Origin of the sequence: Streptosporangium sp. NPDC049644 (assembly GCF_040675205.1) — a bacterium.
In the GTDB taxonomy this organism is placed as follows: domain Bacteria; phylum Actinomycetota; class Actinomycetes; order Streptosporangiales; family Streptosporangiaceae; genus Streptosporangium; species Streptosporangium fukuiense.
Genome location: NZ_JBFAOJ010000127.1, coordinates 1 through 23,136, shown reverse-complemented (window position 1 = coordinate 23,136; position 23,136 = coordinate 1). Strand labels below are relative to the sequence as shown.

Here is a 23,136-nt window from a genome sequence, read left to right as displayed (position 1 = left end):
GCGCGGCTGATCGCCGCCCCGATGTTCCCGGCTCCTCCGGTGACCAGGACATTCTGGTGGGCTAGGCGAGTATTGATCATGATGTCTCCTTCACGTGCCGCGAATGAGGAAGATCACCGCGTCGCCTGAGCTGTGGGTTGCCAGGCACGACGAACAACGACACTCTGAACTGACGTCAGAACCAAAGATGGCCACAACCGACGCAGCCAGGGCTGCAAAGGGGGGCACTCATGGAACTTCTGCTGGGCATAGCGATTGTCATCGCGATCATCTACCTGATCGGCTCGGCGGGGGACAGCGAGGAGCATCCCGGCTGGCGGGGAATTCCGAAGCCGAGCAACGACATCTGGAAGAACCCGCCGCTGGGGATCGACAGGAAGTCCTGGAAGCGGACGCAGCGGATGAATGAGCAGATCCAGCGGGAGGTCCGGAAACAGCCCCCGTATGACCCCTGACCAGGTCGCTAGGGTCTAAACCCTGTTCCGCGCCAGAGCATCCCGCCCATGGGCCCGCGGCGACTGCTCTGGCTTGACCGGGCCCTGGACGCGCTGTCGGGTACCGGGCTGGACGACGGCCAGAAGTTCAACGCCGCCACGGTGCTGACCGGCTACGCCCTCACCGACGCCACACTCACGCACTCGCTCGGCGCCGGTGGCAAGGAGCCCGCGGCCAGGGCCGAGGGAGCCACCGAGTACGGCGAGATACTCACCGAGGTCCTGGACCCTGCGACGTACCCGGCACTGTCGGCCATGATGCGCTCCGGCCTGCTCGGGGACTCCACCGGCTGGACGGAGGACGCCGACTTCCGGTTCGGCCTCGACCTCCTGCTGGACGGCATAGAGGCGCTGATCGCCCGCCCAGCCCGGTAGCCGGCCCCGGCCGCCGGGTAAGGAGGACCGCGAGTATCACCTGGCGGCGGGGGATTTCCAGGCCCTTGACAACAACCGAACGGCCGACGGCGTTAACGAGCCGGGGCGGGCCAAGATATCGCCGTCCACCGTTCCGATGCCGCGTCTGCCAGCGCGCCGAGCGCGGCCTGTGGGTGCCGGTGGGCTGGTATTTACTCGAGCACGCGCCCGGTGGTAAGGGCCGTCACATCCGGCTGGGCCTGTATTGCAGTGTCGCCTGCCTGGTGCGCGCGAGGGAGGTGCCGGAGGCCGGCGTCGCCGAGCACGCGGCCCGGATGGACCTGCCCACCGAGGAAGATCGGCGCCGCGAACGCGCCCGCATCATCGAGATCGCCCAGACGTTGCTCTCGGGCGGGCTGACGATCCGCCGGGCCGCCGAGAACCTGAACGTGGAGACCTTCACCCTGAAGGCGTGGCTGAAGGAAGCCGGCATCCAGATCAGCTGCCGTGTCCGCGCCGGCGTCACCGGGCGGGACAGGGGCGGGCAAGCGTCATCCGGTGAGTGTGCTGAACGAGCAGACCCAGCAGGGGCTTATCGAGGCGGTCGCCTGGATGATGGAGTCGTCCGGCCCGCCGCCACCCGCCTGCTCGCCACCGGCACGCCGGTCCGTGGCCAGGGAAGCGGGGCCAGTAAGGCGGCCGCGCTGCCGGCCCGCCTCGACGCGCTGTGACGGTACTCCGGTCGACGCCGGTCGTGGTCAGAACTCGTCGTCATCGAGCCGGCGGCGCAGTTCCTCGCGTTCGGCATCGGTGATGCCGGTCAGCCACTCCCAGCGGGCGGCAGTGGCGGCTTCTAGCCATGACCCCGGTGGACGCAGAAGAGCTGGTCTTCGGTGCCGTAGGGTTCGCGGTAGGAGACGATGGCGGGGCCTTGGGCGCTCATGTGGCCGGGCAGCCGGTGGTCGGGGCTCCAGCCGCCGCCGCCGACGAAGCGGGTCCACCACAGGTTCTGGTCGTTGCCGCCACCGCGGTGCACGCAGTACAAGAAGTTGTTGTAGACGGCCAGGGCGGGTCCCTCCCTGCTCATGTGGGCGGGCAGCCGGGTGTCGGGGCTCCAGCGGGTGCCGTCGAAGACGGTCCACCACAGGTTCTGGTCGTTGCCGCCACCGCGGTGCACGCAGTACAGCTGGTTGTTGTAGACGGCCAGGGCGGGGTTGGAGCCGGTGAGGTGATGACCGAACACCTGGTCGGTGCTCCAGCTGGTGCCGTCGAAGCTGGTCCACCACATATGATCGTTTGTGGAGTCCCTGTAAACGCAGTACAGCAGGCCGTTGAAGGTCGCCAGGGCCGGGCCTCGGCTGGTCGAGCCGTTCATGCGGGTGTCGGGGCTCCAGCGGTTGCCGTCGAAGCGGGTCCACCACGGGTTCTGGTCGTTGCCGCCACCGCGGTGCACGCAGTACAAGAAGTTGTTGTAGACGGCCAGGGCAGGGCCGTCGGCGCTGCGATGGGCGGGGAAGGCGATATTGTCGCTCCAGCCCTCATTACTGCCGGGGTCGTAGGCGGTCCACCAGAGCGATTCGTCCCGGTCCCCGCGGTGCACGGCGTACAGCCGGCCGCGGAACTCCGCCAGCGCCGGATTGGACCTGGACAGGTGGCCGGGGAACCTCTCGTTCTCGCTCCAGTTATGGAAGGTGTTCATGGCCGTCCACCACAGCGAGGTGTCCTGCCTGGGGGCCAGAGAGAGGGGGAGGAGCATCCCCGGGGCGAACCAGGGCGACACCAGCCGACAACCATGGTCCCTGCCGACTCTCTGGATGATAAGAGAACGGATCTGGAAGGAGAGCTCGATTAACCGGCCGAGCATCCTGGGACGGACGGCCCTGGCCACGATCTCCCCTACCATCTCCGAGATCTCGGCGGCGGCCTGGGCGGCTGCGGCGTTGAGGACGATCTCAAAGCCCCACCATCTCGCGTTGGCGTACACCGCCCTACCGTTGGCGTTCAGCTGCGTCTCGATCTGGCGAGCCCTGTCTTGGTCGGCTTGGGGGAGCCGGCTGGTCTGCTCCTCGAACTCCTTGCGGGCCTTGTCCAGATACTCCCGGGAGATCCGCTGCGCCTCCTCGTGGGAGACGGAGTACGGGATGGCCTGCCAAGCGGCGAGGGCGTCGGCCTCGGCTCTGGCTTGGTCCTGGCTGGTGCTTTCATCGGGCATGCGATCACGTCCCATTCCGTAGGAGGATCCGCCGCGAAGCTCGTCAGCGGCCTTGAGTATCCGGCCGTGCCCCACTGCCGGCAAGAGCGTTCGGGTGGCCGTAAGCGGCCACGGGCACAACGGACCGTCTCGGGCCGGTTGGATGCGTGGTCGTAGGCCACCGGGCCTCCGCCGTCCGGTCCGACGTCGGCAGCGGTTTCTGGACGCAGCGGCTTGTCTGTGCGCAGGGGGCTCGCTTCAGCTCCCGCGTTCGGCGCCGAGGCCCTCCCTCCAGTCGGCGGCAATGCGTAACATGCGGACCGGCGCAGGTCACAAGCTTGTTTTGGCTGGTCTGGCCGATGAAGTCCAGGTGGTGTCGTCGCAGCAGTCGCCCGGAGGTCTCCCCCGCCTCGGCGAGTACGGCGATCCAGTCGGTCCAGACGGCCACCGGATCGGTCAGGGGGTGGCTGCCGCGCGGGATGGCGATGGTCTCGCCCTGGCTGTCCTTGTCGGTTTTGGAGGTGCGGATGGTGACCTCCAGTCCATCGGGGACCTCGCGGACGTCGTCGCAGGTCAGGGCGACGAGTTCGGAGCGGCGGCCCATCAGGGCCAATCCGAGGACCAGCAGGAGCCGGTCGCGCAGGCCGATGCGGGTGCTGAGGTCGCAGGCGCTGACCATGGCGCGCAGCGCGTCGATGCCCACCGGTGGTGCTTCGCGCCGGCCGCGGGTTCCGGCCTCGGCGCGGGTGCGTTTGCAGGCGCGCGGCGCCAGGCGGGTGGCGTCGGTGGCGGGCTGGTTGGGGTGGCCGGCCAGGCGGTGCATGGTGCGCACGCAGGCGATGGCCTGTTCGATGCTGGCCGGAGCCCACTCGGCCGCGCACAGCGTCTCGACGTATTCGGCCAGCGTGTGGCCGGTGGCGGGCAACTCGACCCGGCCGTGCTCGATGCACCAGGTGGAGAAAGCGGCCCATTGGCGTTCATAGGCGCGCCGGGTGTTGGCGGGCACGCCGTCGGCGATGCGGGAGCGGGCCTGGTCACTGAGCGCGTAGTCCGCCGCGGTGTACCGCTCCGCCTGCTCGCCTTACCCCAGCTGTTCATCCGCGTCTGATTACGGCAGGCCTGATGTGCCTGCGGTTGTATGGAATCGCTGTGGCAGGAGAAACCAGTGGCAGAGACCAGCTGGCGCAAGGTCGTAGCCGATCTCGAACGACTGTGCACCGAGCCGACCGCGGACCAACTAGCCATTGCCACCGCCTTGGCGGTGCCGATTGATCCATCAATGCCTGCCCCCGTGGTGGCCGCCCTGCTGCGCGCCCACCCACGCACCCCTTGGGAGTTATCGAAGACGCGGCTTTTCGGATAAGCCGAGTACGATTGTCTCAAGGATTTGGCCTCCAGTGCGGGATTGAGCATTCCTAATGCCGAGGAAATCAAGAGCCGTGATCTGCTTGAGGCGTGGATAAAGGGAAGCCGCCTGAGTCCTTCATCCAAAATTGGTCTCCAACCGCGATCTGAACCGGCTTTCCCGATGGAAAGTTGGACCGCCTCCCAACGCTCGCGGACCGTGAGGCGCTCGAAGACGGCCTCGCAACCGCCACCGAAGAGCGCCCCATGCAAGTCGTGCTGGAAAAGCACCCATCCCTCCTGGCCCATACGGTCTCCGGCAACCACGGAACCTGGGTGCTGCCACAGGTACAGTTCGCCGACCACTACATGGCGGACTTCCTCATCGCCAGCCGGACCTCGGCGGGTCTGCACTGGCCCCTTGTCGAACTGGAGAGCCCGACTAAACGACTGACGAATCCGGGAAACAGCCGTGACACACGATTTCTCCACCACGCTGTCGAACAGATCGAAGACCGGCGTCAATGGCTCTCGTTTAACCTCGGCCTCGCCCGTAGACCTCGTGACTCCAACGGTCTGGGCCTTCCCGGGATCACCGCGGAATCACACGCCCTGATCATCATGGGCCGTGAGAACGCCAACGACAACGCGACCGACATTCGTGATCTTCGCTTCCGGCGCGGCAGGATCGAGATCCGCACCTACGACCGGCTTGTACGAACCGCCGCCTGGCATGACCCCTTGGGATAGGGCCTTTTCGACGTCGAGACCGAGAAGACAAACCACTGGCGATGACCTGGTGATACCTTCTCGATGCCGCATGGCCGGACTGCCTGATCTAACTGTGAGAAGAGCGGAGCGACAGGCCTTGAGAATGTGCGTGGCAATGGAGGATAATCCACTCCGCCCTTCGCGGCCAGGCGGAAGACATGGACTGATCGTCGAGCGGCTCCTACGATGTGAGCAGACCTACCCGCAGAACGAGTCAATTCGGTCCACCGTCAGACCAATCCTCTTTCCAAGGGAGACCCATCAATGAGGCCACGGGCAATGAAACGCAACTTAGCCGTCGCCGCCATAGGCGTCCTGTCCTTTGCCACGGTCCTTTCCACCCCGGCGGCAGCCGCTCTCGCCTCAGCCCCGACCGTTACCTTCGCCTACTGCAGCGCCGGCGGCAGTACCTTCACGGTCTTCTGTGAGGCGTGGTGGCAGGGCGGCACGGACCCGGCCACCGCCAAGTGGAGCGACGGCCCCAACAGCATGAGCATCAGCACCAGAATCTCGGACCCGGTGACTCGCTACACACAGGGGGGCGGCAGCTGCATACCTGGGTCGTTGTGGGGGGCCAAGCTCACCATCACCGACGCTGCCGGCGCCGTCACCGAGAGATGGGTCTCTGGCGGCCGCGCCTGCCGGGGCTGATACGCGGCGAGTTATGGCGCCGCTAGTCCAGCCGTAGCCTGCCGCGACCGGAGCCGGAGCGCCCCCTGTCATGGGTGCTCCGGCCATGGCTTGTGGTTGATCCGCACGTCTACATCTACATCACTCCCGCCACCGGCCCCCTCCCCCGCGGCGGCACCTGAGCACGGTTGCTGAGGTTGAACTCGTGGTGTCGTAGGTCCGACGTGCCTTAATGCCGTCGTTTTGTGGAACTCACGGTGTCCTGGGCCGCTACGCGATCGCCTCCTCGGCCCCGGACAAGGGTCTACGGCCGCCAGGCGCGGCGACATTGCCCGAACCCGGCTCGCGCCGGACTCTGTGCGGGTTCACACCGCGCCGTTGATCATCGTCGTCCGCCGAACTCCCAGTCGTGGACTTCGATATCGGCATAGCGGTCCGGGGCCAGGACAGTGCGGGCCGTGTCCCGATCCCTCGCTCGGATCAAGGCTGCCGTGCCCAGCCAGGTGGCGCCGTCGTCGGACAGCAGCGCCCCGTAGGCGATCAAGTCGTCCCGCCGGTCGGGCGGTGGAATGAGATCGGCGGCCTGGCCCGTGCCGAGGCCGAGAACCAGATAGCGGTTGCCGCCTTCGCGGCTACCGGGGAAGTCCCACATGGTGCGGCCCAGGACGTTGCGCCAGCGGCGCAGCAGCACGTCCCGGTACACGCCGGCCTGGTAGTTGGGCTCGTCGAAGGCGAACGCCCGCGCGGCGGCGGGGTCTGGCAGGTCGACGATGTGCACACTGCCGGAGGCCGTGTCGCCGTCGAGGGTGGGGCCGCGGGCGATCAGCTGCGCATCGTAGCGGTCCATGTAGGACCAGTGCTCCTCGGCGAGCTTCTCGCGCAGCGCTGCGGAGCCGGGCCGGTCACGGTGGTAACAGAAGAATTCCATGTCGAGCCTATCTATCACGGGTTGCGGCAGGGGCGGGTGCGTCGGCGGGGCCGGTGCGCAGCGGGGTTTCGCGGATCAGCCAGGCCATGGTGAAGGCGGCGACGGGCAGGGCGGCAGCACCGATGAGGATGATGTGCAGGCCTGCGCGGTGACGGCCAGCCGGGCCGCGTCGGCCACCTGGGCGGGCAGGCCCGGCAGCAGGGCTGGGGGAAGGTCGCCTCGCATGGTCAGTCGCGATCGTCAATAAACGATGGTTTTTGGCCGGCAGATGACGATGGGCATGAGCCGCGGGTCAGGTCGCTGAGGCCGAACGGCACCCGGAGCAGCAACAGGCCGGTGGTGATCCACAGGTGGTCTGACGCCGCGGCGGAGCCTGGCCTGAGCCTCCCAGTGATCGACAAGCCGTTCCTCAGTGCGGGTCCCTAGCCTCGCACCATGGACGTCGAGGAGCGGATCGAGAGGTGTCTGAAGGGGTGGTCGAGCGAGCTCGACCTGTCCGGGATCAGGCTGGAGGAGATACCCGAATCGGTCGGCTCCCTCACCGGATTGAAGGTGCTTCGCATGCGCGGTTGCGAGCTGACCGAGGTTCCGGACTGGGTGCGGAACCTCACCGCTCTCACCATGCTCGTCCTGGAGAGCAACCGGTTGACCGCGGTGCCGGAGTGGCTGGGCGATCTCACCGATCTCACCTGGCTTTATCTGAGCGACAACGAGCTGACCGACCTGCCCGAGTCACTGGGCCGCCTCACCGAACTCAAGGAGCTCGCCGTGAACGAGAATCGGCTGACCACGCTCCCCGAGTCACTGAGCGGCCTCACCAAGCTCACCCGGCTCGAACTGAGGGACAACGAGCTGACCGCCCTGCCCGAATGGCTGGGCGGCCTCTCCGCGCTGGTCTGGCTCGATGTGCGCGGCAACGGGCTCACGTCCGTACCTGAACGACGCCGGAAGCCCGCCCCGGCCGATGCCGCCCTTCGCGCACTCAGCGACGAACTGCGCGCGCTGCTCCGAAGGAGCGGCCAGCCGAGCGTGCGGAAGCTGGCGTCGCGGATCAATGAGCTTCCCAGCGTCGTGCACACGGTGCTGCACTGCCGATTCCTGCCGAGCTGGGCACAGGTCGAGACCCTCGCGCGGGCGCTAGACGGGCAGGCCGAGTCGCTGCGGCCACTGTGGAGGGCCGCCTATGAGGCATCCCCCGAACGTGCCGTGGTCGACGGGCTGTACCAGCCGTTTGGCGGCGACCCGCTCACCGGACGAGGCCGGTCACCGGATTCGGTCATCGGCGACTACGACCTCGTCCCTGGGCCGGTGGTGCCGGACGGCCAGGGCCTGGAGTATCTGCTCGGCGGGATCGCCGACCATCCGGGCGGCGTCTACGCCTTGACCTACCATCCCGACGGCCACCTGCTGGCCACCGCCAACGACGAGGGGGAGGCGTGGTTGTGGGACGCGGATCTCCACGAGGCCGTCACCGGCGCGCTGACCGGACCCACCCGAGAAGTCACCCATCTGGCCTTCCATCCCCACGGCCACCTGCTGGCCGGCGCCGGCGCGGACGGCACGGTCTGGCTCTGGGACGTGGCCACCGGTGACCCCGCCGCGGTCCTCACCTCCGACAACGGCCACCAGGACGGCATCACGAAGATCGCCTTCCACCCCGACGGTCACCTGCTGGCCGGCGCCGGCGCGGGCGGGACGGTGTCGGTGTGGCACCTCGACAGCGGCCGACCGGCCATGGAGCCCTTCGCCTGTCATACCGGCCCCGTGTGGGCGATGGCCTTCCACCCCGACGGCCGGGCACTGGTCACCGCCGGCTGCGACCTCGCGGACGAGACCACCGCGACGCTCCGATGGCACGATCTGAGCACCGGTGCCTCCGACACCCGTGTCCTGGCAGGTCAAAACGTCCGTGACGCCGTGGCGGTCTTCGACCCCGACGTCACCCGGCTCGCCACAGCCGCACCGCAGTGGTACGAGGCGTCGGCATCCCGATGGGACTACACCAGCCTGGTGCGGTTGTGGGATCCGGCCACCGGCGAGCCCGCCGGCGACCCGTTCCAGTCCGTCGTCAAGAACGTCTCGGCACTGGCCTTCCACCCCGACGGCCGGCTACTGGCCATCGGCGGCCACAACTACGGCGCCTTTGCCCATCAGTTGCAGGTGTGGGATCCGGTCACCGGCGCCTACCGGCTTCTGTTCGCGAGTAGGTATGGCCAACCCGATCACGCCTACACACTGGCCTTTCATCCCGGCGGCCAGGTCCTGGCCCACGGTGATCTCAAGGACAGCAACGGCGTCCAGTTCTGGGCCACCACCGCCAAACCGGTCGGTGCCCCTCTCCTTCACACCGATCCGGTGCCACGGCTGTTCTTCCACCCCGACGGCCGGTCGCTGGCCACCATGTGCCACGCCCGGGCGCTGCGGTTGTGGGATCCGGCCACCGGCGAACCCCTCAAGGCCCCACCCACCCCCGACCTCGTCGACGTGGCTCTCGGACCAGGCGGCGACCTGCTGGCCGCCTCCGACACCGAAGGGGTGGTACGGCTGTGGGACTGGCTCACCCACAAGCCCGTCGGCATCCCCATGGCCGGCCACAGCATCGACGACGACCTCGGCATGTTCAAAACGATGATCGCCTTTCATCCCGACGGCCACCTGCTGGCCACCACCGACTTCACCTTCTCCCCCATCACCGGCTACCGCGGGATCGTGTGGTTGTGGGACGTGGCCACCGGCGAGTTGGCCGACTGCTTCACCACCGACCCCATCAGGCAGACCTTCCAGCCCGACCCCATCAGGCAGATCGCCTTCCATCCCGGCGGGGAGCTGCTGCTCTACACCACCCCCAACGGGACACAGATCCGGCATCTGGCCACAGGCGAACTCATCTGCGACCCACTCCCCAGCGGGCCGATCGCCTTCCACCCCGTCAGTCATCTACTCGCCACCAACGAGCACGGCGCGCTGCGGTTGTGGGATCCGTTCACCGGCGAACGTGTCGGCGTTCCCCTCACCGGCGACGTCGACGCCTGCGCGATCGCCTTCCACCCCGACGGCGAAATGGTGGCCACCGGCCACTACGACGGCACACTACGGCTGTGGGACATGGCCACCGGTGGACTTCTGGGGGCTCCCCTCGCCGGACATTACGGCGGTATCGAAGCGCTGGCCTTCCACCCCGACGGCAATCTGCTGGCCAGCTCCGGCGCGGACTGGACGGCACGCCTGTGGATCAGCCGAGGGGGCCGACGCTGAGACCTTGGCCGCGACCGCCCTGACCACTCGCCGCACCACCGGTAAGGTCATCGTCGATAGCAAAGGCGCCGAAACCGAGAGGACCGTCCACCCGCTGGGCATCGTCGCCAAAGGCCCGGCGTGGTATCTCGTCTCCCACACCGAGACCGGCCGACGGACCTTCCGGATCGACCGCGTGACATCCGCCGACCCGACCGGCGATCCCGTGCACCGGCCCGAGGACTTCGACCTCGCCGAGAGCTGGCGCGAGATCGCCGACGAGATCGACCGCAAACGAACACCTCTGGAGGTCCAGGCCGTCTGCGCGCCCCACGCCATAGGCATTCTCCGGATCGGGTTCGGCAACCGACTCGAAGTCGGAGGCACCACGACCGACGGACGCATCGACGTCGTGATCCGCGGCCACGACGACTACACCCTCGCCGGCGAACTCGCCGGGCTGGTCGAATGGCTCGAAGTGACCGGTCCCCCGGGTGTGCGAGGCCACCTGGCCTCGATCGGCAACGCGCTCGTCGAGCGATACAGCTAACGCCGGCACGGGCGCTCAGCCCACGTGCTGAGCATGCTCGACGAGCATGATTCGATCGCGGGAAGGTACTGCCGATCGCCTTTCTGTCATCTTCCTGCGATGCCTACGGTTCAGCGAAGCGCAGGTACGCCGACGCGACCTGCAGCTGTCGCACTTCTCGGACCGTGCACCAGCGGAGATCTTCACGCTTCTTGAAGCGGACAAGGCGGAGTTTCGAGAGCACAGTTCGGTGAACAACGTGGGTTCGTCTGTTCTGGCAGACATCCGGTCACGACGTCGGCGGGTCCGTCGGCCTGGCTCGCTGAGGGTGGATCGTCTCGTGCCGGGCCAGCATCGCCACATACTCGGCGATCTTCCGGGTGCGCGTCTCGGCCCGCTTGACGGCATTGACCCGGCTGATGAGAGCGAAGCGGTTGGTCTTGGTGAGCACCTCGAACATCGCCTGCGCCGCTGGGTCGGCGGCGATCGCGGCTCGCAGGTCGGCCGGGACCTCCGCTTCCGACGGCGGTGCATAGGCGGCCGTCCACCGCCCGTCGGCCTTCGCGGCTTCCACCGCGGCACGGCCAGCGGGCAGCATCAGGCCGGCCGCCTCCAACCGGGCCACGTTGGCGACGTTGCGCTGGGACCAGACACTGCGGGACCGGCGCGGGGTGAACCGCCTCCAGGAACTCTCCTCGTCGCGCTTGCGGGCCTGCCCGTCGATCCAGCCGAAGCACAGTGCCTCATCGACCGCCTGCTGCCAGGTCAGCGTGGTGACGGAGCCACCCTTCCTGGTCAGGGCGAGCCACACGCCAGGAGAGGCAGTGTGGTTTCCCAGCAGCCACGCGCGCAGCGCCGCGCTGTCAGCCACGATCAACTCGTCCAGTTCGGTTCCGGTCACCATCGCAGGCTAGTACCGCGACCCGGTGTTGCGACTGGTCCGGGTGGCTCGTTGAGCTGGCGACGTCGGCGCCGGCGGCTCCGCCACCCTCTACCGGGCCGACCCCGCCGGCCGTGCGGAGGACCCGTCATCTCCACTAGCGGCGCGTTGGCCAGGCTGAGGGTCTCGGGCCGGAAGTAGTTCTGGTAGACGTGCGACAGCCGGGAGCGCTCCAGGGCCTCGACGCCCTTCTTCGCGATCGGCCGGTACCCCACGTTCAGCGAGTGCGCGGTCAGGCACGCGGCGATCGAGATCGGCAGGTCCTTCAATCGGGATCGGCCACCGGACACCGCGGTGAACGCCTCGGCGAGGTCGGGTACCCACGACATGACCTCGAGGATCACCTCGGGCAGCTCCACCCGCGGCAGCATCGCCGTGGTGCGGGCCCGCAGGTCGACCAGGGACGGCGGCTCGTCGACGGCCTTCACCCCGGTCAGGTGGATCTTCCCCGAGGCATCGACCCGGACGTCGGGGTTGGCGATCAACCGGCCGCCGACCTCCTTATAGGCGGCGTCCAAGGTGCGGGCGTGGTCGGCCAGCAGCGCGTCCGGGCTGTCCGGCAAGCTAAGCGCGGTCAGCACGTCAGGCCGGATCGCCTCCCACTGATCCCCTTCCAGCAGCTCAGCTTGGGGGTTGCGCCATTTGGTGGAGGTGTCGGCGTAGATCTCGCGGCGCTTCAGGCCGCGCCAGAACCGCTCCAGCATGCAGAAGGCGTAGGCATGCCGGTTCACTGCCCCGTCCGCGTGCGCCGGGTGGCCAAACACCAGCTGCTTCCACGGCCCGTTCACCACCTCCGCCTCAACCAGGCGGCCGGGGATCAGCGGCGCCGGCAGGCGGCTGCGGTAGGTGAGCACGTCCGGCAGCGCCTTCATCGCGGCCAGCACCTTCGCACCCTCGGCGTTCGCACCGAACTCGATCACCTCTAGCAGCAGCTTGGCGAACCCCGAGATCGTCGTGTACCTGCCCAGCAGTTCCTTGCGCCAGTCGTCGGGGTCGGTCGCGTCCGCCGGCAGCACGTTCTCGTTCACCAGCACCAGCGCGGCGCGCAGCTCGGCGCGGGAGATGACGTTCTCGATCGCCTCCCACACCTCGGCAACTCGCGGTTCCTCATCAGGACCGCCCCACCCGTCGGACTCGAACAACGCCTCTACCGCGACCGCCAGCCGGGCCGCGGACTTCGCGAGCTTGGGGTGCTTGCGGACCTTCTCCTTGTTGGACGCGTTCTGCGCCTTGTTGATCAGCCCGGTCGCCATCAGCAGGTCCAGCAGCTCCAGAGTGTCGTCGACCGACTTGCCCTCCAGATGCCGGACCGTGGCCAGCAGCGTCGCCAGCCGGCGGCCGTCCGGATGACGGCGCAAGGCGGAGGCGTCCGCGCGCCTCCCGTACTTCGCGAGTTCGCTCATCCGCCGCGACGGCACCAGCGCCTCGGCGCCCAGCTCCGCGAGCTCCAAGCCGAGGATCTCCGCCACCTGGTCGAGCGCCTTGATGATGGTCGGGCCGGACGCCCGCGGCGGCACGCCCTTGCGCCACCGCTCCAAGTCCGACACCCGCGACCCCGGCGGAACCTCCAGCAGCTGGTCCAGGACGTACCGCTGACCAACCGTCAGCAGCCCTTCCAGCACACCCCACAGGCGTTTGGTCGTGTCGTCGCGGACGCTGGAGACCAGCCGCGCCAGCGTGGTGACTCCGGACAGCAGCACCTTGCGCTCCCGCAGCCACCCGATCCCGTCGGTGAAGATCGCCTTCGGGCCATCACCCGAGGTCCACGAGCGGGCTGCGACCCACGCGACGAACTCAGGCTCGACCGAGACGAAGTCCTTCCATCCATAGGCCCGCCGGAGCTCCCGCTGATGATCAAACGGCGTCTCCCGCCGCTCGGTGTACCGCTTCACCTGAGACGGGTCCTCGACACCGAGCTGCTCGGCCATGAACTCCAGCACCACCCCCGGCACATCCAAGGGGTCCTCCAGGAACGTACCGAGCCAGCGGACCGTCACCAGCTGAAGGGCTAACCCGAGCCTGCTGTGGACACCCCGCTTCTGCCCCACCAGAGCACGATCCTCATCATCGAGGAAGAACGCCCGCTCCAGATCCGCCCGCGACGGCGGCCCCGAGAACCGCCCGTACGCAGCAGCCTCATCATCGGTCAGGAAATCCACCACCGGCATACGCGGCAAAGTACGACTGATCCACAGGTAACCAACCTAAAGCTACCGAACCATTACAAAATGTGCCAGTGTTAGCCTCCACCCACATCGGACCGGTCAGTGGCGGTAAGCCCTGCCCCATCGGCTCGCTAACGCCATTGGCCGCAGGGGTGCTGCTCAAGCCCCATCTCCCACAGGCCGGGGCCAGCGGGTCGGCAGTCAGGTGATCCGCTCCGAGCGACGAACGCTCTTTGCCGCCGGTGGGCCGGGCGCGGGCTGAGACCTGCACGAGTTCCGCCACTCGGCCCTGACTCACCTCGGCGAGGCCGGAGCGAGCCCGCTGATGCTGATGGCCAAGTCCCGGCACAAGAAAGCCGGAGAACCTGCGCCGCTACTTCAAGCTCTCCCCAGAGGCCATCGCGGAGCTCACCAGTCTGCTCACCCCCGGCCGAGGCCTGCGACCAGGTTGATCACTGGACGGCAGGCGGGGCCCTCCGGCCGGAACCTCAGTAGTAGGAGCTCATGAGCTCGGTGGCCCAGGCCGGTTGGGTGACCGGATGGCGGGGGGCGAACTCGATCAGGTACGGCTTGATATCCAGGATGGAGGTACCTGACAGCGCGTCCAGATCGGCGACGTGCAAGTTCAGGCCGTCCACGGCGAGGAGTCGGCAGCGGGAGACACCAAGACGGTTGGGACGGTATGGCCCCCGGTGGGCGAAGATCCCTACAGGGGCCGCGCTCGGGTTCCCTCGTGGAGGACGGGGATCGGTGCGTACCTCGGCTGGGTCGATCCGATCGAAGAGGAAGACGACCTCCAGGTGGGAGAAGCCCTCCAGGCCGAGCACCGCCGAGGCGGTGAAGGTCTCACCGTCCAGCCGGATCACGGCTCGAACGTCGTGCCAGTCGTCTTCGACCATCTCGCTGCGACCGCCCACCACCCGGCCGACTGGTCGCAGGGACACGGTGTCGGTTGTCATGGTGATCTCCACGTTCTAGTCGCGATGTTTGGCGAGGGTGTTCGAGAGAAACCCGGACCGGATATTGCTAGGCGTTGCGGCGCAGAGTGAACCAGAAGGTCGGCACCGAGTTGGTGCCCGGTGTGACGTCGAGTAGTTCCCAGCCGGGGAACCTGGCGCGGAGCTCATCGGCTGTGACGCCCGCCGCCCACGACGTGACCTCGGGGATCGGATTGCCGAGCGGCTCGGGGCCGTATCCGAACATCAGCAACCGTGCTCCGGGAGCGGCGCGGTGGGTGAGCCCGGCGGCGTAGGCGTCGCGGCGGTGCAGCGGGACCCCGCAGTAGCAGCTCAGGTCGAAGAACAGGTCGAAGGGGCCCGGCACGTCCAGCTCGTCGAGGCGGGTGGCGTCTCCGTGCAGCAGCCGTACCGCCACTCCCGCCTCCGCGGCCTTCTCACTGGCCTGGTCGACAGCGCGGTCGATCAGGTCGACGGCTGCCACCTCCCAGCCGTGCCGTGCGAGGTAGGTGGCGTTGGTCCCCGTGCCGCAGCCGAGTTCGAGGGCGCGGCCGGGCGGCAGCGCTCCGCGCCCCTCTACCAGGGCGACCAGCTCGGGCGGCGTCATGCCGGTGTCCCACGGTGGCTTGCCGGTGCGGTAGTAACCCTCCAGCGCACGGTGGACGGACTCCTCCTCCGGGTCTCGCCGCGTTGAGGCCAGGTCCGGTTCCGGCTTCTGGGTGGCGTTGGGCTGGTCCATCGTCTCCTCCAAGAATCTAGAGTTGAACTCTAGTGACATACTCTAGAGATATACTCGCAATATGAACAAAGTCAAGCGGCCGGACAAGCGAGCCGAGCGCTCACGCCGCACCCGTGAAAAGGTCGTCGAGGCGGCTCGCGAGCTGTTCGTCGCGCAGGGTTACGGGGCGACGAGCCTGCAGGAGGTCGCGGACCGGGCGGGTGTGGCCGTCCAGACGGTCTATTTCGTCTTCGGCAACAAGCGCACGCTGTTCAAGGACGTCGTCGACACATCCATCGCCGGGGATACCGAGCCGGTCGCCACCATGGATCGTGAGTGGTTTCGCGCCGCGTGCGCCGAGCCCACCGCAGCCGGGCAATTGCGCGCGCACGTCCACGGCACCCGCGAGATCCTGAGCCGGGTCGCCCCGATCATGCCGCTGATCGCGGCTGCCGCGGCCACCGACCCTGAGATCGCCACACAGTGGCCGGACGGCCCCGACCCGCGTTACACCGTGCAGTACGCAGCGGCCGAAGCCCTGGCCCGCAAGCCCGACGCCCGTCCCGGCCTCTCCATCGAGATGGCAGCGGACCTGCTGTTCGGCCTGCTCAGCCCGCAGCTCTACCTGATCTTCGTCCGCGACCGCGACTGGTCACCGGACACCTGGGAAGAGTGGGCCCGCACCGCCTTGACCTCCCAACTCTGTGCCGACCCCGGATAAGCGGACGGACGTCCGGTACGGATCGGCCGAGTTCGAGTCTCCGTAGTATCCGCCGAACATCGGGAGCCCTGCAGCTCGCCGGTGAAAAAATTCCAGCCAGTGCCGGCGAGCGGCGTACCGGAACGACGCGCGCAGCAGGTGTACCCCACACGCCTGCGGCCAGACGGTCTAGACGGCCTGCGGCAGCTCTTTGAGGCCGTCGCAGACCACGCCTGAATCACAGTACTCAGCCGAAGAAGTTGACGGTTTCGCTGCGGGCCGGGCTGATGTGGGCCAGTGCTTCGTCTTCGGCCAGACCTACGACGGGCCATTGCCGGTGTTTGTAGGTGATGGGGTCTTTAGTCCATTGTATAAATGATCTTGAAAACAGCCGACCGCCTTTACAATGTAGATTAACAACTCTGAGGCACCATCGTTCCTGCGCCCAGACGCTTGAACCCCGTCCGTCCACGGAAACCAGTCGCATGTCGGCTCATCTTGTCCCCACCGATCTTGTCCCAGGGTCCCAGTAGCAATGAAGAAATTTCCAACGAAGCATCCCCCGACCTGGGGTAACGGCTGCGCTTGACGGCTTGGTGATCACTGCCGTTACCTTCGTTCCGGTTTCGTCCGGTACGGCAGGTAGAGGCGGTGCATTGTCCGAGAAGATGTTCTCCGAGGAGCAGCTGCGCTCGTTCCCGGAGATCACCAGCGATGAGTTGATCCGGTATTTCACGCCGACGGCGGCGGATGTGGCGTTCGTCGATCCAGGTCGTGGACGGCGGGCCGTGGACCAGCTGGGCATGCTGGTCCAGCTCTGCACGCCGCCGTGGCTCGGGTCGCGGAGCGGCTGGGCGTGTCGCCGGTGGCGTTGTCGCTGTACGGCAAGCGCGATCAGACCCGCTCGGATCATCTGGGCCTGATCGCCAGGTATCTGGAGTGGCGGACGGTCCCGGCGGGCAGCCAGGCGATGAAGGAGCTGGAGCAGTTCCTGTTGGACCGGGCGATGGAGCACGACTCGCCGACGCTGCTGTTCAACCTGGCGCGCGAGTATCTGATGGCGGCCAAGGTGATCCGGCCCGGCGTGCTCGTCTTGGCCAAGATGGTCAGCACGGCCCGCAAGGCGGCCGCCGAGCGGTGCTCATCGCGATGGCGACGAATTTGGGCCTGGCCCGGATGTCGGAGGCCTGCGGGGTGTCCTACGACGTGCCGGCCTGGACGATGGAGTGGTACGTGCGGGAGGAGACGCTGCGTGAGGCCAACACGGTCATCGTCGACCACCACTGCGGCCTGCAGCTGGCCAAGGTGTTCGGCGGCGGCACCATGAGCTCATCGGACGGCCAGCGGTTCCCCGTCCGGGGCAAGACTCTGACCGGCCGGACCATGGTCATTCACGGCGGTCAGGTGCTGTCCACCTACACCCATGTCTCCGATCAGTGGTCGACGTACGGCACTAAGATCATTGTGCCGACAGCGCGGGAGGCGCACTTCGTTCTGGACGACTTCCTGGGCAACGCGACCGGCCTTCCGATCGCCGAGCACGCGACCGACAGTCACGGCGCAACGTTGATCAACTTTGCGTTGTTCGACCTGGTCGGCAAGGCGCTGACCCCGCGGTTGCGGGACCTGACCCGGGTCACCCTGGTGCGGGACGACACCCCGACCGAGATCGCCAAGCGCTACCCGCACGCCGGGCCGCTGCTGGGCGCGCGGTGGAACGAGGACCTGGTGGCCGGCTGCTGGCCGGACCCGCTGCGGACGGCCGGGTCGCTGAAGTACGGGCAGGCCACCGCCTCGCTGATCGTGGGCAAGTGGTCGGCCGCCTCCCGGCAGAACACCCTGGCGGCCGCGCCGAAGGAGTGGGGCATCCTGAGAAGGACCGTCCGCCTGGCCAAATACCTGTCGGACCCGGCATTCAGTCGGAAGATCTCCCGCCAACCGAACAAGGGCGAGAGCCTGCACGCGTTGCGCCGCGACCTGCACTACGCCCAGCAGGGCACCGTCACTCGCCCGCATCTGGAGCAGCAGACCGAGCAGGCGTGGTGCCTGACCCTGCTGACCAACGTGGTGGTCGCCTGGACAACCGAATATTATTCTAGAGCGGTGCTGGAGCTGCGCTCTCAGGGCCGGGAGGTGAGCGACGAGATCCTGTCGCACATCTCGCCCGGCCACAGCGACAACATCAACTTCTTCGGCGTCATCAACGTCGACGTCGAGGCGGAACTGGCCAAGCTCGACACCAGCGGATGGCGGCCGCTGCGGCCCGCGCAGTTGCGCGAGCTGGGACTGATGCCCTGAGCCCTGCGCCACGCTCCGGGCCTCGGAATGTGGAGGAACGAAAACGTCAGCTCAGCTCAGCTATAGCGCGACCGACACCGCACAGAGGACGCTGGCGTACGTTCTCGTTTGCAGGGATCCGTGACAGGCATTCTGCTGGGAGTGCTAGGCTGTTGATCGTTTGGTGTTGGATTTCCGGATGAGAGGGAGGTGAGGTTTGATGACCGCGGTGAAGACCGCTGCTGTGTGCAGCGCCCGGACATTCCTCACGTCCCGGGCCCCGGTCTGACCCACTTCTTACCCTCGCCGTGAGCCGTCCGGCTTACGAGGCAGGGTAGTGTCTGCGTCTCGTCGGGGCCCCTTCCCGCAAGGTGTCTCACGTTGCCAAATCTCTTCACGGATCCATCCGACATCGGCCTGACCCGGTACGGATGGACGGAAACACTCGACAACGCCTTCGCCGAACACCGCGAGGCCGGCCTGGTACCAGCCCGGATCGCACGGGTGGATCGTGGCCTGTGTGACGCGGTCACCGAGTCCGGCCCGGTGCGGGCCGCCCTCACGGCGCTGTACTCCCCCGACCCGCTCCTGGCGCCGTGCACCGGCGACTGGGCCGCGCTGCGTCCGGGCCGCGAACCGGAGCTGGTGGCCCTGCTGCCGCGTCGTAGCGCGATCGTGCGCTCGTCGTCGTCACGCACCTCCCACGGGCAGGTGCTGGCCGCCAACATCGACACCGTCGTCGTCGCCGTCTCACTGGCCACCGCGCTGGACGCGGCCCGGCTGGAGCGGCTGCTGGCCCTGGCGTGGGACAGCGGCGCCAGGCCGCTGATCGTCTTGACCAAGGCGGATCTGGCCGCCGACACCGACGCGGTGCACGCCGAAGCAGGCGAGCTGGCGCCAGGGGTGGACATCCTGGTCACCAGCGTGGCCACCGGTCAGAACATCGATGTGCTGACCGCGTCGCTGAGCGGAACCACGGTGCTGCTTGGCCCCTCGGGCACGGGCAAGTCCAGCCTCGGCAACGCGCTGCTCGGCGACGAGCTTCTGGCCATCGGCGAGGTGCGGGCGCGGGACGGCAAGGGCCGCCACACCACCGTCCGCCGCGAACTGGTTCCCCTTCCCGGTGGCGGTGTCCTCATCGACACGCCCGGCCTGCGCGGGATCAGCCTCTATGACGCCGCCGACGGCCTGGAACAGGTCTTCGCCGAGATCGAACGCCTCGCCCGGGACTGCCGCTTCGGCGACTGCTCCCACAACACCGAACCGGGTTGCGCGGTCCAGGCCGCCATCCAGGCGGGCGAGCTAACCAAGCGCCGCCTGGGCAGCTACCGCAAGCTACAACGCGAGAACGCGTGGGCGGCCTCGCGCACCGATGCCCGGCTACGCGGCGAACGCACCAACCGGCAGAAGGCCATCACCAGCCATCTGCGCGCCACCTACAAGTTCAGGGACCAGCAGTCATGACCGACCCCATCCCACCGACACCGCAGACCCACCTGCCGGCCGAGTGCGGCCCCGAACCGGGCCATTCCCCACAAGAAACAGCCACCGCCGCGAGCGATACCCCGCACGACGCGATCAGCGACCCCGTCGTGACGGCGTTCTTCGCTCTGCACGACGGCCTGCCCCGCCAGGGTCCCGGCTCCGACGCGACCACCAGCCGCCTGCTGGCGCTGGCCGGACCGCTTCCGCCGCGTCCGCGTGTGCTGGACATCGGCTGCGGGCCAGGCCGCGCCAGCCTGGTGCTGGCCGAGGAGGCCGCCGCCCAGGTCACCGCGCTCGACCTGCACCAGCCCTTCCTCGACGAACTGACGCGAGCCGCCGCCGCCCGCGGCGTCGGCCACGCCATCCGCACGATCCGGGCGTCGATGGCGGACCTGCCCTTCCCCAGTGAGAGCTTCGACTTGATCTGGGCTGAAGGATCCGCCTACCACATCGGCTTCGACACCGCGCTGCGCTCCTGACGGCGGCTGCTCGCCCCCGGCGGCACGCTGGTCGTCACCGAATGCGAATGGACCACCGATTCCCCGTCCGCCGAAGCGCGGGCGTTCTGGGACCGGCACTACCGGCTGCGCACCCAAGACCAGAACGCCGCCGCGGCGCGCGGCGCCGGATATGCCGTCGCCGCGCGGCACCCGCTCCCCGACAGCGATTGGTTCGAGGAGTACTACACGCCGCTGTCGGAACGAACCGGCTCAGCCGACCCGACCGTGGCCGGGATGCGCGAAGCGGTCGCGGCCACCCTGCAAGAGATCACCATGCGTCACGAGCACGGCACTGACTACCAGTACACCGGCTATGTCCTGCGCCCGCAGGCAAGCACAGAAACGGACTCGAACACCTCCATGACCACTTCCTGGATCACCCGCCCCGAGACCGCCACCGACCTCGCCCAGATCCGCGAGGTCAACCTCGCCGCCTTCCCGACCTCTCACGAGGCCGACCTGATCGAGGCGCTGCGCGCCGACCCGCAGGCGTGGATCCCTGGCCTGTCCTGGGTCACCGAGGCACCCGACGGCTCCATCGCGGGATTCGTGCTGCTCACCCGCTGCCACGTCAACAGCTCTCCGGCGCTCGCCCTGGGCCCGTGCGCCGTCAGGCCCGAGCACCAGCGGAGCGGCGCCGGTTCCGCTGCTATCCACGCCGCCCTCGACGCCTCCCGTGAGCAAGGCGAGAATCTCGTGCTCGTGCTCGGCCACGCCGAGTACTACCCGCGCTTCGGCTTCACCCCGGCCTCCAGCCACTCCATCCGGCCGCCCTTCGACGTCGAGGACAAGTACATGATGGCGCTCGTCTTCGACCCCACCCAGCCCGTGCCGTCCGGCACCATCCGCTACCCGGCGGCGTTCGGAGTCTGACCCAGGCCCTCCGGGACGAGACCACGGCCATCCAGGGGTTCGACGCTCTCGGCCACTCCTGGGCTACAGCCGCTCCGTCCTTGTGACGCGCGTACCCGGATGGCCCCGGTGGCGGGCGACCTGCCAACGATGGAATCCCGATCGCTGGCAGGTCGCCCGCCACTCGGCCTCGAGGACGCACACTGACCGCGAGCAGCGTGTTCTGCCGGCAACCGGTCCCATGGCCCGCCCCTGCAACCGCCCGTGCGCTCGGCTTCGGAACCGTTCTCGGACCTGTTCGCCAGGCTGGCACAAGGCATTCGCGGGGATACTTCGTGGGAAATTTCTTCATTGCTACTGGGACCCCGTCCCCACCGAGTGACGGGGGAATGTCGCCGTCCGCGCTACCGGACGCTCCCCCGAGCACCTCTCGAACCGATGCCCTTGATGCCCCTCCCCCACCGACTCCGATACCTGGATCGCCGCCCTGCGAGCATCGGCGGTGACGCTCACCCCCGGCCACCGGCTGCGGCACCGCCAGCGGGTCCTCCAGGAACAATCCCTTGTACCGCCCCTCCGCTCCCGAACGTGTCCCCAGCTACCAGGTAGCCGAGTGAGAGATCACGGTTAGCGAGAAGTGGAAGCGAGCGCGGCGCTGTCGGCCCACTCCTCAACGATGATCATGCGGTCGGGGCGGTTCGGGTCGGCGTACGGCTGGTAGCCCAGGCAGCCCCCTCGGCCAGGGACGGCGCGATCATCGCACGGACCTCGTCTCGCAGCCGTTTCTCCTGCCCGGACACGCCGCCCCTACGGTCCGACGGTGCGGCCCGGGATCATTGACGCTTGGCGGACGTCCGCACTCCGGCCTCGGCCTCCTCAGCGGCGCGGCCGGCGCTCCAGATCATCGTCCGCTGGTGGACCCGCCGGCCGTCGTGCCGGAGGCCGGGCACCAGTGGTGCCGGGCCGTGCTCGGCGAAGCCCATGCGCTCAAAGAACCGCACCGCCCGGGTGTTCTCGACCAGGGTATGCAGGTGGCAGCCGGGAGATCCGGCCTTCCTGAGCCGGTCAAGCCACCGGCTCATCAGCCCGTCGGCGGCGCCGGTCCCTCGCGCCTCGGGTGCCACGTTGATGTGCAGGTGCGCGGGCCACCTGGCGTCTGCGAACTCGCCGACGCCGGGCTCCCTGCGGACCGCGGCCCACGCCAGATCGGCCAGGCTGCGCGCGAAGAAGGCCGCGGGCCTGGGTCGGAAGACCAGCCGGTAGGTCCGCATCGCCTTCTCCATGCGCTCGCCCTCCCCGGGGAACCTCGCACTGTCGAGGCATCCCGTCAGGTAGCCCACCAGGGCACCCCCGGCGACGGCGACGAAGAGCGAGTCCGGCTCCAGCTCCATGTAGGGGTCCAGGTAGACGGCCGCCTCCGAGTCCATGTGCCCCCACAGCGACGCCGTGGGAGCGCCCTCACCCACGCGCTCGAACAGCTCGCGCAGCTCGGCGCGGTCGCTCGGTGCGAACGCACGGATCTCCATGACGCCTCCTTGATTATATATAACCTACTCTGTACGGCATACACAGTTATTAGACTATATGACGTACACAGATTCCGACTGCACGAGAGGATGTTCGATGGCAGAGCTGCCACCCGTCGTGGCGCGGATGTGGGACCGCGAACCCACCACGCGCAGAGGCCCGAGGCCGCGCCTGGACCTGGCCACGATCACGATGGCCGCCATCGAGATCGCCGACACCGAGGGGCTGGCCGCCGTCTCCATGAGCAACGTCGCCGCCCGGGTGGGCGTCGCTCCGATGGCGCTCTACCGGTACGTCGGCAGCAAGGACGAACTGCTGACCGTCATGGCGGACAGCGCCGTGCCCCCACCGCCCGAACGCGGGAACCTGTCCTGGCGCGCCTACCTCGCCACGTGGACCCGGCTCACCCGTGACCTCCTGCTGTCCCGGCCCTGGCTGCTGGACCTGCGCCAGAGCATCCCGCCCATGGGCCCGCGGCGACTGCTCTGGCTTGACCGGGCCCTGGACGCGCTGTCGGGTACCGGGCTGGACGACGGCCAGA

General features: G+C 68.1%; 22 protein-coding genes and 1 pseudogene. 14 read left to right on the top strand and 9 right to left on the bottom strand.

Features of this window, described 5'->3' with window-relative positions:
* Window positions 1–230: 230 nt before the first annotated feature.
* The 3 genes from AB0J58_RS40050 to AB0J58_RS40040 all read left to right on the top strand — a co-directional run bounded on the left by AB0J58_RS40050 (window position 231) and on the right by AB0J58_RS40040 (window position 1,579).
* Entirely contained in the window at window positions 231–455 is a 225-nt protein-coding gene (locus AB0J58_RS40050) for a hypothetical protein (RefSeq protein ID WP_364225876.1), read from the top strand.
* Window positions 456–503: 48 nt separating this feature from the next.
* Window positions 504–869 carry a TetR/AcrR family transcriptional regulator C-terminal domain-containing protein gene (locus AB0J58_RS40045; protein ID WP_364225874.1) on the top strand — a complete coding sequence of 122 codons (366 nt, stop codon included), beginning with the start codon at window positions 504–506 and terminating at the stop codon, window positions 867–869.
* Between the two features lie 263 nt (window positions 870–1,132).
* Window positions 1,133–1,579, top strand: a complete 447-nt coding sequence (locus AB0J58_RS40040) for a hypothetical protein (RefSeq protein ID WP_364225871.1) — start codon at window positions 1,133–1,135, stop codon at window positions 1,577–1,579.
* Between the two features lie 122 nt (window positions 1,580–1,701).
* Here the strand turns inward: AB0J58_RS40040 and AB0J58_RS40035 are convergent, their stop codons facing one another.
* Both AB0J58_RS40035 and AB0J58_RS40030 read right to left on the bottom strand, forming a co-directional pair.
* Window positions 1,702–3,060, bottom strand: a complete 1,359-nt coding sequence (locus AB0J58_RS40035; RefSeq protein WP_364225868.1) for a hypothetical protein — start codon at window positions 3,058–3,060, stop codon at window positions 1,702–1,704.
* A gap of 43 nt (window positions 3,061–3,103) precedes the next feature.
* The gene (locus AB0J58_RS40030; RefSeq protein WP_364225865.1) at window positions 3,104–4,045 is read right to left on the bottom strand and encodes a hypothetical protein; all 942 of its coding nucleotides are present in this window, start codon (window positions 4,043–4,045) and stop codon (window positions 3,104–3,106) included.
* 605 nt (window positions 4,046–4,650) lie between these two features.
* Between AB0J58_RS40030 and AB0J58_RS40025 the strand changes: the two genes are divergently transcribed.
* Both AB0J58_RS40025 and AB0J58_RS40020 read left to right on the top strand, forming a co-directional pair.
* Window positions 4,651–5,133: a Shedu anti-phage system protein SduA domain-containing protein gene (locus AB0J58_RS40025; protein WP_364225862.1), complete on the top strand. Its 483-nt coding sequence runs from the start codon at window positions 4,651–4,653 to the stop codon at window positions 5,131–5,133.
* A 300-nt stretch (window positions 5,134–5,433) separates the two neighbouring features.
* Window positions 5,434–5,805, top strand: coding sequence for a hypothetical protein (locus tag AB0J58_RS40020; protein ID WP_364225859.1), 372 nt, complete (start codon window positions 5,434–5,436; stop codon window positions 5,803–5,805).
* Window positions 5,806–6,166: 361 nt separating this feature from the next.
* Here AB0J58_RS40020 and AB0J58_RS40015 read toward each other — a convergent pair whose 3' ends face one another.
* On the bottom strand, window positions 6,167–6,712 hold the full coding sequence (locus AB0J58_RS40015) for a YciI family protein (protein ID WP_364225857.1): 546 nt from the start codon (window positions 6,710–6,712) through the stop codon (window positions 6,167–6,169).
* Between the two features lie 435 nt (window positions 6,713–7,147).
* Here AB0J58_RS40015 and AB0J58_RS40010 point away from each other — a divergent pair, with 435 nt between their 5' ends.
* On the top strand, window positions 7,148–9,967 hold the full coding sequence (locus AB0J58_RS40010) for a hypothetical protein (protein ID WP_364225854.1): 2,820 nt from the start codon (window positions 7,148–7,150) through the stop codon (window positions 9,965–9,967).
* Between the two features lie 4 nt (window positions 9,968–9,971).
* A complete protein-coding gene (locus AB0J58_RS40005; protein ID WP_364225851.1) occupies window positions 9,972–10,496 on the top strand; it encodes a WYL domain-containing protein in 525 nt (174 codons plus the stop codon).
* A gap of 268 nt (window positions 10,497–10,764) precedes the next feature.
* On the opposite strand, the gene AB0J58_RS40000 is transcribed toward AB0J58_RS40005, so the two are convergent.
* The 4 genes from AB0J58_RS40000 to AB0J58_RS39985 all read right to left on the bottom strand — a co-directional run bounded on the left by AB0J58_RS40000 (window position 10,765) and on the right by AB0J58_RS39985 (window position 15,275).
* Window positions 10,765–11,379 carry a YdeI/OmpD-associated family protein gene (locus AB0J58_RS40000; protein ID WP_364225848.1) on the bottom strand — a complete coding sequence of 205 codons (615 nt, stop codon included), beginning with the start codon at window positions 11,377–11,379 and terminating at the stop codon, window positions 10,765–10,767.
* Window positions 11,373–13,583 (bottom strand): DUF4158 domain-containing protein, encoded by a 2,211-nt coding sequence (locus AB0J58_RS39995; protein WP_364225845.1) that lies wholly within the window; start codon window positions 13,581–13,583, stop codon window positions 11,373–11,375. Before AB0J58_RS39995 ends, AB0J58_RS40000 begins: the two co-directional genes overlap by 7 nt.
* Window positions 13,584–14,068: 485 nt before the next feature.
* A complete protein-coding gene (locus AB0J58_RS39990) occupies window positions 14,069–14,539 on the bottom strand; it encodes an SAM-dependent methyltransferase (protein WP_364225842.1) in 471 nt (156 codons plus the stop codon).
* A 67-nt stretch (window positions 14,540–14,606) separates the two neighbouring features.
* Entirely contained in the window at window positions 14,607–15,275 is a 669-nt protein-coding gene (locus tag AB0J58_RS39985) for a class I SAM-dependent methyltransferase (RefSeq protein WP_364225840.1), read from the bottom strand.
* A 61-nt stretch (window positions 15,276–15,336) separates the two neighbouring features.
* Here AB0J58_RS39985 and AB0J58_RS39980 point away from each other — a divergent pair, with 61 nt between their 5' ends.
* The 6 genes and pseudogenes from AB0J58_RS39980 (at window position 15,337) to AB0J58_RS39955 (ending at window position 21,089) form a co-directional block, all read left to right on the top strand.
* Window positions 15,337–15,975, top strand: coding sequence for a helix-turn-helix domain-containing protein (locus AB0J58_RS39980; RefSeq protein ID WP_364225837.1), 639 nt, complete (start codon window positions 15,337–15,339; stop codon window positions 15,973–15,975).
* A 647-nt stretch (window positions 15,976–16,622) separates the two neighbouring features.
* Window positions 16,623–17,011, top strand: a pseudogene (locus AB0J58_RS39975) (DUF4158 domain-containing protein); the annotation flags it as partial.
* Window positions 16,894–18,252: a Tn3 family transposase gene (locus AB0J58_RS39970; RefSeq protein ID WP_364225835.1), complete on the top strand. Its 1,359-nt coding sequence runs from the start codon at window positions 16,894–16,896 to the stop codon at window positions 18,250–18,252. The pseudogene AB0J58_RS39975 and the gene AB0J58_RS39970, both read left to right, overlap by 118 nt.
* 360 nt (window positions 18,253–18,612) lie before the next feature.
* The gene (gene rsgA / locus AB0J58_RS39965) at window positions 18,613–19,695 is read left to right on the top strand and encodes a ribosome small subunit-dependent GTPase A (protein WP_364225832.1); all 1,083 of its coding nucleotides are present in this window, start codon (window positions 18,613–18,615) and stop codon (window positions 19,693–19,695) included.
* On the top strand, window positions 19,692–20,195 hold the full coding sequence (locus AB0J58_RS39960) for a class I SAM-dependent methyltransferase (protein WP_364225830.1): 504 nt from the start codon (window positions 19,692–19,694) through the stop codon (window positions 20,193–20,195). Before rsgA ends, AB0J58_RS39960 begins: the two co-directional genes overlap by 4 nt.
* 381 nt (window positions 20,196–20,576) lie before the next feature.
* Entirely contained in the window at window positions 20,577–21,089 is a 513-nt protein-coding gene (locus AB0J58_RS39955) for an N-acetyltransferase (RefSeq protein ID WP_364225881.1), read from the top strand.
* A 606-nt stretch (window positions 21,090–21,695) separates the two neighbouring features.
* Here the strand turns inward: AB0J58_RS39955 and AB0J58_RS39950 are convergent.
* Both AB0J58_RS39950 and AB0J58_RS39945 read right to left on the bottom strand, forming a co-directional pair.
* Window positions 21,696–21,794, bottom strand: a complete 99-nt coding sequence (locus AB0J58_RS39950) for a hypothetical protein (RefSeq protein WP_364225879.1) — start codon at window positions 21,792–21,794, stop codon at window positions 21,696–21,698.
* 107 nt (window positions 21,795–21,901) lie between these two features.
* Entirely contained in the window at window positions 21,902–22,594 is a 693-nt protein-coding gene (locus tag AB0J58_RS39945; protein ID WP_364225827.1) for a GNAT family N-acetyltransferase, read from the bottom strand.
* A 97-nt stretch (window positions 22,595–22,691) separates the two neighbouring features.
* On the opposite strand from AB0J58_RS39945, the gene AB0J58_RS39940 reads away from it, so the two are divergent.
* The coding region (locus tag AB0J58_RS39940; RefSeq protein WP_364225824.1) for a helix-turn-helix domain-containing protein at window positions 22,692–23,136 on the top strand (445 nt) is incomplete at its 3' end.

Bases quoted from the DNA above. Each gene is read 5' to 3' on its own strand.
- AB0J58_RS40050 (WP_364225876.1), top strand. From the start codon at position 231: ATGGAACTTCTGCTGGGCATAGCGATTGTCATCGCGATCATCTACCTG.
- AB0J58_RS40045 (WP_364225874.1), top strand. From the start codon at position 504: ATGGGCCCGCGGCGACTGCTCTGGCTTGACCGGGCCCTGGACGCGCTG.
- AB0J58_RS40035 (WP_364225868.1), bottom strand. From the start codon at position 3,060: ATGCCCGATGAAAGCACCAGCCAGGACCAAGCCAGAGCCGAGGCCGAC.
- AB0J58_RS40025 (WP_364225862.1), top strand. From the start codon at position 4,651: ATGCAAGTCGTGCTGGAAAAGCACCCATCCCTCCTGGCCCATACGGTC.
- AB0J58_RS40020 (WP_364225859.1), top strand. From the start codon at position 5,434: ATGAAACGCAACTTAGCCGTCGCCGCCATAGGCGTCCTGTCCTTTGCC.
- AB0J58_RS40015 (WP_364225857.1), bottom strand. From the start codon at position 6,712: ATGGAATTCTTCTGTTACCACCGTGACCGGCCCGGCTCCGCAGCGCTG.
- AB0J58_RS40010 (WP_364225854.1), top strand. From the start codon at position 7,148: ATGGACGTCGAGGAGCGGATCGAGAGGTGTCTGAAGGGGTGGTCGAGC.
- AB0J58_RS40000 (WP_364225848.1), bottom strand. From the start codon at position 11,379: ATGGTGACCGGAACCGAACTGGACGAGTTGATCGTGGCTGACAGCGCG.
- AB0J58_RS39995 (WP_364225845.1), bottom strand. From the start codon at position 13,583: ATGCCGGTGGTGGATTTCCTGACCGATGATGAGGCTGCTGCGTACGGG.
- AB0J58_RS39990 (WP_364225842.1), bottom strand. From the start codon at position 14,539: ATGACAACCGACACCGTGTCCCTGCGACCAGTCGGCCGGGTGGTGGGC.
- AB0J58_RS39985 (WP_364225840.1), bottom strand. From the start codon at position 15,275: ATGGACCAGCCCAACGCCACCCAGAAGCCGGAACCGGACCTGGCCTCA.
- AB0J58_RS39980 (WP_364225837.1), top strand. From the start codon at position 15,337: ATGAACAAAGTCAAGCGGCCGGACAAGCGAGCCGAGCGCTCACGCCGC.
- AB0J58_RS39960 (WP_364225830.1), top strand. From the start codon at position 19,692: ATGACCGACCCCATCCCACCGACACCGCAGACCCACCTGCCGGCCGAG.
- AB0J58_RS39955 (WP_364225881.1), top strand. From the start codon at position 20,577: ATGACCACTTCCTGGATCACCCGCCCCGAGACCGCCACCGACCTCGCC.
- AB0J58_RS39945 (WP_364225827.1), bottom strand. From the start codon at position 22,594: ATGGAGATCCGTGCGTTCGCACCGAGCGACCGCGCCGAGCTGCGCGAG.